Source organism: Methylophaga pinxianii, assembly GCF_020447225.1.
Taxonomy (GTDB): domain Bacteria; phylum Pseudomonadota; class Gammaproteobacteria; order Nitrosococcales; family Methylophagaceae; genus Methylophaga; species Methylophaga pinxianii.
This window is the reverse complement of the sequence record NZ_JAJAEO010000181.1, coordinates 68,781-81,472: the sequence shown is the minus strand read 5'-3', so window position 1 is coordinate 81,472 and position 12,692 is coordinate 68,781. Positions and strand designations below refer to the sequence as shown.

Annotated in this window: 12 protein-coding genes; 4 read left to right on the top strand and 8 right to left on the bottom strand. The window is 45.1% G+C overall.

The window, feature by feature from the left end:
- Together LGT40_RS12130 and LGT40_RS12125 are read left to right on the top strand one after the other, a co-directional pair.
- Positions 1 to 559, top strand: a 559-nt coding sequence (locus LGT40_RS12130) for a PfkB family carbohydrate kinase (RefSeq protein ID WP_226343209.1), incomplete at its 5' end; no start/stop codon positions are given.
- A gap of 2 nt (positions 560 to 561) precedes the next feature.
- A complete protein-coding gene (locus LGT40_RS12125) occupies positions 562 to 906 on the top strand; it encodes a Rieske (2Fe-2S) protein (RefSeq protein ID WP_226075266.1) in 345 nt (114 codons plus the stop codon).
- On the opposite strand, the gene LGT40_RS12120 is transcribed toward LGT40_RS12125, so the two are convergent.
- The 3 genes from LGT40_RS12120 to metH form a co-directional block, all read right to left on the bottom strand.
- The gene (locus tag LGT40_RS12120; RefSeq protein WP_226075264.1) at positions 895 to 2,895 is read right to left on the bottom strand and encodes a tRNA(Met) cytidine acetyltransferase TmcA; all 2,001 of its coding nucleotides are present in this window, start codon (positions 2,893 to 2,895) and stop codon (positions 895 to 897) included. The two genes, LGT40_RS12125 and LGT40_RS12120, sit on opposite strands and share 12 nt — an antisense overlap.
- A gap of 45 nt (positions 2,896 to 2,940) precedes the next feature.
- Positions 2,941 to 3,144 (bottom strand): SlyX family protein, encoded by a 204-nt coding sequence (locus tag LGT40_RS12115; RefSeq protein ID WP_226075262.1) that lies wholly within the window; start codon positions 3,142 to 3,144, stop codon positions 2,941 to 2,943.
- A gap of 75 nt (positions 3,145 to 3,219) precedes the next feature.
- Positions 3,220 to 6,918 (bottom strand): methionine synthase, encoded by a 3,699-nt coding sequence (gene metH / locus LGT40_RS12110; RefSeq protein ID WP_226075260.1) that lies wholly within the window; start codon positions 6,916 to 6,918, stop codon positions 3,220 to 3,222.
- A gap of 511 nt (positions 6,919 to 7,429) precedes the next feature.
- Here metH and LGT40_RS12105 point away from each other — a divergent pair.
- Positions 7,430 to 8,707 carry a cytochrome P450 gene (locus LGT40_RS12105; protein WP_226075258.1) on the top strand — a complete coding sequence of 426 codons (1,278 nt, stop codon included), beginning with the start codon at positions 7,430 to 7,432 and terminating at the stop codon, positions 8,705 to 8,707.
- Between the two features lie 47 nt (positions 8,708 to 8,754).
- Here the strand turns inward: LGT40_RS12105 and LGT40_RS12100 are convergent, their stop codons facing one another.
- The 5 genes from LGT40_RS12100 to LGT40_RS12080 form a co-directional block, all read right to left on the bottom strand.
- Positions 8,755 to 9,459, bottom strand: a complete 705-nt coding sequence (locus LGT40_RS12100; RefSeq protein ID WP_226075256.1) for a hypothetical protein — start codon at positions 9,457 to 9,459, stop codon at positions 8,755 to 8,757.
- 132 nt (positions 9,460 to 9,591) lie between these two features.
- On the bottom strand, positions 9,592 to 9,996 hold the full coding sequence (locus LGT40_RS12095; RefSeq protein WP_226075254.1) for a hypothetical protein: 405 nt from the start codon (positions 9,994 to 9,996) through the stop codon (positions 9,592 to 9,594).
- A gap of 89 nt (positions 9,997 to 10,085) precedes the next feature.
- Positions 10,086 to 10,583 carry a DUF2383 domain-containing protein gene (locus tag LGT40_RS12090; protein ID WP_226075252.1) on the bottom strand — a complete coding sequence of 166 codons (498 nt, stop codon included), beginning with the start codon at positions 10,581 to 10,583 and terminating at the stop codon, positions 10,086 to 10,088.
- 41 nt (positions 10,584 to 10,624) lie between these two features.
- Positions 10,625 to 10,954, bottom strand: a complete 330-nt coding sequence (locus LGT40_RS12085) for a four-helix bundle copper-binding protein (RefSeq protein ID WP_226075244.1) — start codon at positions 10,952 to 10,954, stop codon at positions 10,625 to 10,627.
- Between the two features lie 15 nt (positions 10,955 to 10,969).
- Complete coding sequence (locus LGT40_RS12080) at positions 10,970 to 11,395, bottom strand: CBS domain-containing protein (protein WP_226075242.1); 426 nt, start codon at positions 11,393 to 11,395, stop codon at positions 10,970 to 10,972.
- Between the two features lie 394 nt (positions 11,396 to 11,789).
- On the opposite strand from LGT40_RS12080, the gene LGT40_RS12075 reads away from it, so the two are divergent.
- Positions 11,790 to 12,686 (top strand): SDR family oxidoreductase, encoded by an 897-nt coding sequence (locus tag LGT40_RS12075; RefSeq protein WP_226075240.1) that lies wholly within the window; start codon positions 11,790 to 11,792, stop codon positions 12,684 to 12,686.
- Positions 12,687 to 12,692: the final 6 nt, after the last annotated feature.

The window sequence follows — 12,692 nt, the reverse complement described above, 5'->3', positions numbered from 1 at the left end:
GAACCGTCAAAATGGCAGTCGCACGATTGTGCATTACCGGGATTGTCCGGAAGTGGACTTAGCAACCTTTCAGCAAATCGATTTATCCTCATTTGACTGGCTGCACTTTGAAGGGCGCAACGTCCCAGAATTAGAAAAAATACTGCAACATTGTCGGCAAAATAATCAAAATGTGCCTATCTCCCTTGAAATTGAAAAACCTCGAGAAGGGATTGAACATTTATTCGAATTCGCCGACTGGTTACTTTTTTCCAAGCATTACGCTCAGGCCAAAGGATTTAGCTCAGCAGAAGAGATGCTGACCATCCTTCCCGCAAACTATCAAGCGACGCTCACCTGGGGTGCAGAAGGCGCTTATGGCTGGCACAATGGTGAAATAATTTATTCAGCCGCTCCACAACTCGATCGGGTAGTAGATAGTCTGGGCGCTGGTGATACCTTTAATGCCGGCATGATTCATCGTCTGGTAGCAAACCGTTCGCTTAATGAAAGTCTGCAGTTTGCCAGCCAGCTCGCCGCCAGAAAATGCCAACAATATGGTTTTGAAAATCTCGTTTAATTATGATGAAAAAATTTGTTTGCCATACCAAAGACCTGAAAGACCATCAAAGCTATGGTTTTCAAATTCCCTTAGCAGAAGGTGAGCTGGATATTGTGGTGCTTCGTCAAGGCAAGCAAATTCGTACCTATCTGAATCACTGTCCGCATTTAGGCATTCCACTGAACTGGCAACCGGACAAATTTCTATCGCTGGAAGAGACGCATATTCAATGCTCAACTCATGGTGCGTTGTTTACTCTGGAAGAGGGTTACTGTATTTCTGGCCCCTGTCGTGGACAAAGTCTGACAGCCCTGAACACAGAAACAGATGAAAAAGGCGATCTTTACCTGGTATCAGAGCAATAAAATGCGTATAGCTTCGCGTAATTGACCCAGCAGATCCTGTTTACCTTTTAGATGTAGCTGTCTACAGACGTTGGATATGGGCTGTTGCTGCAGTACAAACATCAGACAAATACCTTGCAGTAATATAGATAACGATAAAAATCGCTGCTGCGCAACGCAATTCAAAACAAACTTTCTAAGTGCAATCTGACAGGCATCGTAGTGCCGCTTTTGAAAAGCAAAAGCGGTGATTTCCTCTTCATCAATCGCGCTTAACGCTAGTTCGGACTCAGGTAACAGCTGTGTTAATAACGGAATCAGGCTTGCTTCAAGCTGAGATAACTGACTATGTAATAAATCCGGCCATTGTTGCATCAGGCGTTGCTGGGTTTGTTCTATGAGCTGCCGCCCAGCAGGACTGATTGGTTTACCGAGAATCACCGCATGACGTCCACTGATATGATCACTATGAGCGCCGACTCGCATCAATCGAAAATCATTGTTTTGCCAGAAGCGCACCAGTGCTTCACTGGCCGCAAAGCTGCAACCTAATATATCGGTATTTTTCGGTAAATAACTATTCAAAGCATTTACTAAATACTGTCCTATGCCACGATTCTGCAGGGCAGGATGTACAGCAATCCGCACGATTCTCTGATAATGATATTCACCGGCAATACTCATGCCTGAATGAGCTAATAAGGTCTGCGGTAACAAATGACCATTTAGCCGACGTTCACCTGCAAATACTGCAGCAGCCAATCGAGGATTAATCGGGCCTTCGGCGACTAACCACGCACTGGCAACCAGTTGCTGCTGATTAAATACCCCAAGTAACCACATATCATCACGATCCAGCAGCATTTGCAGATCAGATGGCCGGGTACGGTAATGCGCCGTCACCATCAGGCCAAAGCATTGTCGTAATAGCGCTTTGTCCTGTAATAATTCTGCTGCAGTAAGCTTTTTAACCTGAAGCTTTTCTATACCCAGATCCACAATCAATTGTTCTGCGACCGGTTCGGCATCCAGCAAACAGAGCTCAAAACTGAACTGTTCCAATATATCACCTAAATTCCAGCGAACCGGTTGCATTAATTCAATTTGTCGCCAATCTGGTGTTTGCTGATCAAGGACTTGCTGGAACTGCAATTTAAATCCACGGCCACTGCCCTCGTAACCATGCAGTGTCGTCGCAAAAATAATACGTGAATAGCGCTGTAGCATCAGTTTGAGCATCGGCAAGGTCAGAGCTGCGGCTTCATCGACCAGCAATACATCGGCTTCCAGCTCATTCTCCAGCAGGGCATCCGGTGCAACAAACTGAATCTCGCTGCCATCGCTGAATAACTGCCCATGTCCAAGCTGAGCATTTTTTAATTCGCTGGCAGCGTGTTTAAACAAGGTTTCGACACTGGCATAGCTGGGTGCTGTGACTAAAATCTTTTGCTTTCCCTGACGAATCAGCTCCGCTGCCGCAACTCCCAGCAAGGCTGTTTTGCCACGACCTCTGTCAGAAGTAATTAATAAGGGTCGGCGCCGATGACCAAAGGCTGTTTTATGGATAAGACTTAATGCATTTTGTTGATCTGGGGTTAGTTGAAATGCTTTATCCGGGTTATGTTCCGGACGAAAGTCACCTGGCAGTATTCTGCCTGGCAGCCATTGATGAAACTCTGCAAAGTCAGCTTGATAACGCTCAATAATCTGCTCAAACCGTTGATACCAGTTGGAAGTATGGCTTTTTTCAGGTAGCAGCATAAGCAACAAACCACCCGCGCGGATAGTGCCAATAACGGCGGCAAAGCTATCAGCATTGAATTCCTGAGTCGCATCAAACACCACTACATCGAATTCTTGTCCGAGGAATTGACGTGCCTGTTGTTGAGTTTTTTTATCCGCTGATGCCTGTGAAGCATCGGTGAGCCAAATATGAGAGTCAGGCTGCCAGAATGCCAGCAAGGCTTCCGCAGTTTGATGAACAAGCTCAACTTCTTCTTTAATCAGCAAACATCGCCTGGGCGGCTTATTTAACTTCATCGACGCTGGACAGAATTAATAATGCGGTGGTGGCGGTTCATTCGCCTGCTGGATTAATTGATCTGCCTGCATGGCTTCCACCTGACCAAGCAGTTTTTCCATCCGCCGTTCCAGTCGATCTATCTGCTGTTGCTGATCGGTGACCACCTGATTCAGTTGTTCAATCACACCATCCTGAAACGCCATGCGCGTTTGAATATCTACGATATCTTCATGCATCGCTAAACCTCCCCTTTCTTATAATTAATGGGTTAAACACTGTTTTAAGAACGGGCTTTTTGGGTCATTCATTCATCAATCATCGCCATCATAGGATAATGCCGGCGCCAACCAACGTTCGGCATAGTCTAGTGACCAGTTTTTACGTTTTGCATAATCCTTGACCTGATCTTCACTGATTTTACCTAATCCAAAATAGCGGGATTCCGGATGGGCAAAATAGAAGCCGCTGACCGCAGCCGTTGGCAACATGGCAAAACTTTCTGTCAGGGTCATGCCGATACGTTTTTCAACATCCAACAACTCCCATAACAGGCCTTTTTCAGTATGATCAGGGCAAGCAGGGTAACCTGGAGCTGGACGGATCCCCTGGTATTTCTCATCAATCAGATCTTCATTTTCCAGCTGTTCGTCTTTTTTATAGCCCCAGAATTCCTTGCGTACCCGTTCATGCATACGCTCGGCTAAGGCTTCTGCCAGCCGGTCGGCCAGCGCTTTGACCATAATGCTGTGATAGTCATCATGATCGGCCTCAAAACGTTCAATATGCTCATCAATGCCAATTCCGGCGGTAACTGCAAAGGCGCCGATATAGTCCTCGACGCCACTTTCTTTCGGAGCCAGAAAGTCAGCTAATGCAGCATTAGGTCGGCCAGGCGGTTTCTCGGCTTGTTGACGCAATGAATGCAATTTCATTAATACCTGCTGACGACTGTCATCGGTATAAATTTCGATATCATCATCACCCACACTGTTGGCCGGGAATAAACCGATTACTGCGCGTGCTTTAAGCCATTTTTCATCAACAATCTGTTTAAGCATTTTTTTCGCATCTTCAAACAAATGCGTCGCATGTTCACCGACAATTTCATCGGTCAAAATACGGGGATATCTGCCGGCTAATTCCCATGACTGGAAAAATGGTGTCCAGTCGATACGATCCACCAGTTCCTGCAATGGATAGTCATCAAACACCTGAATTCCGATCTGGGCCGGTTTTACCGGTTGATAAGCCGGCCAATCGATTTTGGTTTTATTGGCGCGCGCCTGTTTCAAGGTCAGTAATCGGCGGGTGGATTTACGGCCTTTATGCTGATCGCGTTTGCTTTGATAATCGGTTTTGATTTTGTCAACAAAGTCATCGCGGGTGATTTTACTGACCAGATTCTGTGCCACACCGACCGCACGCGATGCATCTTTTACATAAATCACCGGGCCGTGATAATTCGGATCAATCTTGACCGCGGTATGAATCAGTGACGTGGTGGCCCCACCAATCATTAAGGGGATTTCAAAACCCAGGCGTTCCATTTCCTTGGCCATATGCGCCATTTCTTCCAGTGAAGGTGTAATCAAACCCGACAGACCGATAATATCGACATTTTCCTTGCGTGCCGTTTCCAGAATGGTTGCGGCAGGTACCATTACACCTAGATCAATGATCTCGAAGTTATTACACTGCAACACCACACCGACAATATTCTTGCCGATATCGTGGACATCGCCTTTCACCGTCGCCATCAGAATCTTACCGTTACTGCTACTGACGGTGCTGTCGTCTTTTTCCAGTTCGATAAACGGCATCAGATAGGCAACGGCTTTTTTCATTACCCTGGCGGACTTGACCACTTGCGGCAAAAACATTTTGCCTTCACCAAATAGATCACCGACCACATTCATGCCGTCCATTAATGGCCCTTCAATGACCTCCAATGGCTTGGCATATTCCTGACGCGCCAGCTCGGTATCTTCTTCAACAAAATCAGCAATACCTTTAACTAACGCATATTCCAGCCGTTTAACCACCGGCAGGCTGCGCCACTGCATATCTTCTTTTTTCTCAACGCTGCCATCACCTTTGTATTTATCGGCAATTTCCAGCAAGCGATCAGTAGCATCATTACGGCGGTTTAAGATGACATCTTCGACGCGCTCACGTAATTCTTCCGGTAAATCGTCATAAATCGCCAGCTGCCCGGCATTGACAATACCCATATCCATTCCGGCTTTGATAGTGTGATAGAGAAACACCGCATGGATTGCTTCACGTACCGGGTTATTGCCACGGAACGAAAACGACACGTTGGAAACACCACCACTGACCATGGCATGGGGCAGACTTTGCTTGATATCACGAGTGGCTTCAATAAAATCCACCGCATAATTGTTATGTTCATCAATGCCGGTCGCCACAGCAAAAATATTCGGATCAAAAATGATATCTTCGGCAGGAAAATGCACTTTTTCCGTGAGGATCTCGTAACTGCGGGTACAGATTTCCCGTTTACGCTCGCGAGTATCGGCCTGGCCATCTTCATCAAACGCCATAACAATAACGGCTGCGCCATAACGACGGACCAGTTTGGCCTGTTCAATAAACTTGGCTTCGCCTTCTTTTAAGCTGATGGAGTTCACAATGCCTTTGCCCTGAATACATTTCAGACCGGCTTCAATGATTTCCCATTTGGAAGAGTCAATCATAATGGGAACGCGACTGATATCAGGTTCTGCTGCGACCAGATTGAGGAAAGTCACCATCGCATCCTGCGAGTCGAGCATGCCTTCATCCATATTGATATCGATGATTTGCGCACCATTTTCAACTTGCTGGCGAGCAACTTCCAGAGCGGTGTCGTAATCTCCTTCCTTGATCAGTTTGGCAAACCTAAGAGAACCGGTCACATTGGTACGTTCACCTATATTTACAAACAGGCTTTCCGGTGTGATAGTCAATGGTTCCAGACCACTGAGACGACAATAATGTTTATTTTCAACCCGCTGGCGAGGTTTGATCCCTTCGACTGCCTCAGCAATCGCTTTGATATGTGCTGGCGTCGTGCCACAACAACCACCGATAATATTCAGAAAACCGGCTTCAGCCCATTCTCTGATGTGAATCGCCATCGCTTCAGGTGATTCATCATATTCACCAAACTCATTTGGCAGTCCGGCATTGGGATGGGCACTGACATAACTGGTGGAGATAGTGGACAGCTCTTCAACATACTGACGTAATTGCTCGGCACCCAATGCACAATTCAAACCGATGGATAACGGCTGCACATGTGATAATGAGTTCCAGAAAGCTTCAGCAGTCTGGCCGGAGAGCGTACGGCCACTGGCATCAGTAATGGTGCCGGATATCATCACCGGTAAATGTACATCGTGCTCTTCAAAATATTGTTCGATAGCAAATAACGCGGCTTTGGCATTTAACGTATCAAACACGGTTTCTACTAACAGCAGATCACTGCCGCCATCCACCAGCCCGCGAATTGCTTCCCGATAGGCTTCTACCAGCTGGTCAAAACTCACATTACGAAAACCGGGATTATTTACATCCGGTGAAATACTGGCAGTACGATTGGTAGGGCCTAATACGCCGGTGACAAAACGTGGTTTGTCGGGATTGCTGGCCGTAAATTCATCGGCCACTTCACGGGCAAGTTGTGCCGAGACTTTGTTTAACTCATACACCAGATCTTCCATCTGGTAATCCGCCATGGCGATTGATGTGCCGTTAAAGGTATTAGTTTCAACAATATCAGCACCGGCCTCAAAATACGCCCGATGAATATCGCGGATGATCTGCGGCTGAGTCAATGACAATAAATCGTTATTACCTTTAACATCACAAGGATGATTGGCAAAGCGTTCTCCGCGAAAATCCGCTTCGCTCAATTTATAACTTTGCAGCATAGTCCCCATGCCACCATCAAGGATCAGGATCTTTTGTTCAAGCAGACTGCGGATTTGATGAGAAGCTGTGGTCAAAACGATTTTCCTGTCAGAGAGTTATAAGGTCTGTTTTGTCGTATAGAGCCTCCAATACTGAAGGCACATTTTTTATCATAAGGGAGATAATGCGATGTCACTGTGCTATCAATTTCACTTACAACGCATTTGAGCTTAAAAATACCAGCCCCTGTTAGATAAAACGTCTGATTATAACAGATCATGTTGATGCTTCTGCCATGTTCAACTTCTATTAAGTAAGAGAAACTGATGCCAAATATTTTCGGCCTGGTAACTTTACTTGATCCATTATTTTATGACATTTAGTAATAAACAAGGCACTATAAAATTAAATTATCAAACTGCCCCCCAGCACCACGGGTATTGAAGGTATTTTCAACCAGATTATCTGAAGTAAGCTGATGAATTTATTATGAATGACAGAGTAAATTCTTTTCGATAAACAACCATTCCCAATGGAGTATTTATAAATGAATTTTCGGTATTAATAGCTGTCCAGATTAAACCTTGCTTAATAAAAGGATGATCTATGTCTGATAGCAACTCCCTGCCTCTATCTATACCACGTGACACATCCTTTGACAGTACTCTAGCTTTAAAACGAGAAGGTTATGACTTCATCCGCAACCGTTGTCAGCAGATGAATAGCGATCTGTTTGAAACGCGCTTACTGATGAAACCCACTATATGCATACTGGGTCATGAAGCCGCAAAAATGTTTTATGACGAAAATAAATTCCAGCGCGGTGGAGCAGCCCCTACCCGACTCAAAAAGACGCTGTTTGGTCAACAGGGGGTACAAGGCCTGGACGGGGAAGAGCATCGGCATCGTAAAGCCATGTTTATGAACTTAATGACCAAAGACTCATTGGATGAACTGGTGCAAATTACACATTCGTACTGGCGAGCCGCGATTAACGACTGGCATTTAAGTGATTCACCGGTAATGTTAAAAGAGGCTGTGGCAGAGTTATTGACCCAGTCAATCTGCCATTGGGCAGGTGTGCCCTTAGATGATGATAAGGTTAAGCAGCGTAGTCATCAGTTTATTCATATGATTGAAGGGGCCAGCAAAGTCGGTTTTCGTCATTGGCAAGGCCGCCATGCTCGGCGTTTAACGGAAAGATGGTGTCGAAATTTAATTCATCAAACCCGAACCAATCAAATAACTGCCGAACCGGAAAAAGCGCTTTATAAAATTGCCATGCACCAACAGCTGGACACATCGCTGCTATCTGAACAGGTCGCCGCGGTAGAGTTACTCAATGTGCTGCGTCCAACTGTGGCCATTACCTATTATGTAGTGTTAACGGCTCTGGCCTTACATCAGTTTCCCCATGAAACCGAACGATTAGATAGTCATATGGCACGACATCGTTTTGTGCAGGAAGTCAGACGATTTTATCCTTTTTTTCCAGCAGCTGTGGCTGAGGTAAAGCAAACATTTGAATGGCAAGGTTATACTTTCCCACAGGGCCGCCGGGTGATGCTCGACCTGTATGGAACAAATCATGATCATCGGTTATGGCAAAATCCTGAGCAGTTCTGGCCTGATCGTTTTCTGTCTAACAACAGCGATGAGTTCAGTTTGATCCCTCAGGGAGGAGGCGATTATTGGCAGCATCATCGTTGTGCTGGAGAATGGCTGACACTGGCAATGATGGAACTCGCATTAAAAGTACTCACTCAGGAAATCCAGTATGAAGTGAATAGTCAGAATCTGTTTGTGCCCCATAACAAAATGCCAACCCTGCCAGAGAGTGGTTTTAAGTTATATAAAGTCAGGCAGGTTTCAACAGTCAGTTAAGCCGCATCACTGGGGAGGAATGTTTCACATTCATCCCCAGAATCATTTTAAGCGTGAGACAACTGATATATCCAGCGTGAGATGGTTTCCAGCTGTCTGCTGTCTTCTTCAAGTGCCTGGTTAAATTCTTCCGCCAAATCTAACAATCCCAACGTGGTGAATAATCCATGCAAGGTATGCCACTCAGCGTTATCGTTTGTCGCGAAGATCAGGACGGACTCCAGACATGATAAAACACTGCTACTTTTTTGGGTGAATACTTTTGGAATCTGCAAGCTTGAAAGCAGACTGGAATCAGCATCAGGAAGCCATTCGTCTGGATCAAACCCTAAAGTTTCGATGGCTGTCTTGAGTAACCGACTGTGCTCTACTTCTTCATCACGAAATTGTCGCAGTTGATCAACGGAAACCGTTGTTTTCTTGCCATTACGACTGGCTAAACATTTAAAGATCAATGCTTCATAAAGTCTGACACTGGCACGTTCAAACGCCAGCCGTTGACCCAATTTGTGCAGCAGCAACTCGGTATTATGCTGATGCACTTTTTTAATATTGCCCACTTTCCCATCGGGAAGCGATTTGCTTAAGGCTTTCATCGCCGTTTCATCAATCGTAAATTCGGGATGAAGCATAATTTTTGCTTTACTGTTTGAGGCAGAATGAGTAATCAATTCATCCGCCTTGGCGGATTTAGCAAATTGGTGAGTACGGTTTTCAACCGTATGAGTATCTAGTTTTCTAGCATGTGGCATGGCAGTGTCCTTTTATCTGATTAACCTTGATAGAAGTTTCATTTATGACGCCAGTCTGTATGGAACAAAAATTCACTGCGTCAGCTGTTTTACCTGAAGTTTTAAAGCTTTCTTTATCATCCTTCATCTACATTACGGTGATGTTGAATCCGGATAGGCATCCTCCGGATATGTGGTATCAGGGTATGAAGGTGTTGTGGTCGATGGTCCCAGACTCCCCGGCGAGTCAGGATCTGTTGATCGGGGTGTTTGTGGAATATTACGTGTTGGTGGTGGCGGTGGTTCAGGTGTCATCACCGAACGTGAAGGCGGATTCGCCGGCAAAGGCTGTGTAGCGGGTGGATTGACTATGGTAGCTGAATCGTTTTGTTTAATCTGGCTATCAATCCGATTATCTATGGGCTGACCAACCTGATTATGTTGTTGCTGATTAATCGTAGAACGATGATCTTGTGGCTGGTTTAAATCCTCGGCCAAAGCCGGTGTTGTTGCAAATACCGCCGAGACAATTGCAGAAAGAAATAATTTATTAAACATTTCTTTTTCCTTATTTAAAATAGTTATCAAAAAGACAACTTGTTATAAATCTTTGTTTCAAATCTTCCTTGAAAACCACCTGTTTTTTTTCATTCAATTTGTTCGATTGCTGACTCAATCCAGACACGGTGATGGCGAACATCACCTAATGCCTGTTTCAATTTAAGCTGGATATAGCCTGGGAAAATTTCGTCATTGGCATTTTCGTACAATCTATTGGTCAGGCTTTCGTTGAGTAACATCGCCTGCAAAATGGCTTTATCTCCACCGATACCCGCCAGTACAACTGGCCCTTTCGTCAAAAACTGTTTGTAATCGCCACCGTCAGGTGGTGTACCGCCCTCCTCGATAATGGCATCACATAATTCCATCAAATGACGTTCATGCTCACCGAGAAATTCCGTGATTTTTGCTCGATAATCCAGATCTTCCAGCCGTTCAATCGCTGCTTCATAGGTTTCAATGGCATTAAACTCCAAGGCCACCAAATCTCTCAGTTTGCTAATTACATCAGCAGAGTTCATGACATCATTCTCATTAATAATTTGCATCATATGCTCATCACTTTTCTCAAGTGTTAGTTTCATTTGGTTATCTCATTACTTTATAAACAGCTATTCACTTTAATTCAGGCCGCCATTTTTCGACATTCGTTGGCACAGGCCTCACAGGCGGTTGCACATTGCTGACAGTGATCGTGGTCATGTTGGGCACATTCTCGTGCACACGCTTCACAAATATCCGCACACAATTGGCAAATTGCTTTGGAAAACTCACTGTCACGAACCATGGCACTGACTGCCAAACGACACATAGCTGCACAATCGATATCCAGCCGAATACAGTTCGCCATAGCGGCGACATTATCTTCCTGCAGACAGGCGACCGAACAGGTATCACAGGCATCAGCACAATCCTTACAGGCTTCTATACATTCTTTATATTTCTCATTTAACATGACCATCACCTTACGCTAAGCTGTATGTCTTTTTTCAGTTACGCCTTTGAGCATTTCTCCCACCAGCTCGGGATTGAGGTATTGTGCCAAATCACCAATACTGACAATTCCCAGTAATTGTTTTTCATGATTGACCACCGGCATTCGGCGAACCTGCTCATCACTCATATGCCTGGCAACCTCATCGACATGCTGAGTATCTTCGCAACATAAAACTTCGGAATTTAAAATATCGCCTACTTTAGTTGCCTGCATATCCATGCCTTGACTTACTGCTTTAATAACAATATCTCTATCGGTTAACGTGCCTTGCAAATTCCTGCCCTGCCCCACGAGCAGGAACCCAATTCTGTCGCGCTCCATTCTGGCGGCAGCTTCTTTCAAACTGGTTGAAGCACTGACCATTTCAATTTCTGCATTCATGATTTTTCTGATATTCATAATTTTCTCCTGAAAACAGATTTTCCTATGGTGATAACGATATATGACAATTAATGCCGTAGATCGTCGCGTGCATTGATCTCAATTGAACAGTTACATCGCAAACTCTGTGCCAGAGAGTGATTGAAGATGGGAAGCTGCGCTTTTGCTGATATTGGCAAAACACTTTCGGGTTTTAACCTTTCATTACTGTATATCTGCACATATAAAAAATTCCTGGCCTCGGTAATTTTTACTTGGAATAAAGATATTTCATAGCATCAATACTTCGGGATTGATGAGCGTAACAACCGTTTTAGAGCCATCAATTCCAAGGAATAGCTTTTGCATTATTGGTTAATCACCCGATCGCACTGCGCGTATTTACTGTTTAGTCACCGTCGAGGAGTTCAAAATGACACATTCATCAGCGAACAGATTTACCGATCCCAGAAGTCGTTATCCCCGCCCCGAGCTCGACATCCAGCCCCAAAAACTACCTGGGGAGGAAAGCAAAATGAAACCAATGCCAGATCATGGGGAAAAGACTTATCAGGGATATAACCGATTGAACGGAAAAGTTGCTTTGATTACTGGCGCCGACAGTGGCATCGGAATGGCGGTTGCTCTGGCTTATGCCCGGGAGGGAGCCAATATCGTGTTTACTTATTTGAGTGAAGAAGACGATGCACACGAAACTGAACGCCTGGTTCGTGAAGCGGGAAAAGAAGTCATTTCAATTAAAATGGATCAATCCAATAATCGCAAAGCTTGTGATCGAGCAGTTGAGGTGTGTATTGAAGAGTTTGGGCGGCTGGATATTCTGGTCAATAATGCGGCATTTCAGCAAACCTATAACTCGATACAGGATATCCCGGACGACGAAATCAGCTATGCGTTTCAAACCAATATTGAGGCTTTTTTTCATTTTTCCCGGGCAGCGTTAAACTACATTCCGCCGGGTGGGTCGATTATCAACACCACCTCCATTCAAGCATTTGAACCGAGTAGCAACCTGGCCCCCTACGCTGCAACTAAGGCGGCAATCGCCAACTTTACCTTGTCACTAGCCTCAGAAGCGATTAACCAGGGTGTCAGAGTAAACGGCGTTGCACCTGGCCCGGTCTGGACACCACTCATTCCCACCACAATGCCCGATGAAAAGGTCAAAAACTTTGGTGCCAATACTTTATTTGGACGCCCTGCACAGCCTGCTGAGCTGGCTCCCGTCTATGTCTTTCTGGCTTCAGCAGACGCCAGTTATATTACTGGTGAAATATACGGTGTGACTGGTGGTCGCATACAAATGTAACAACCA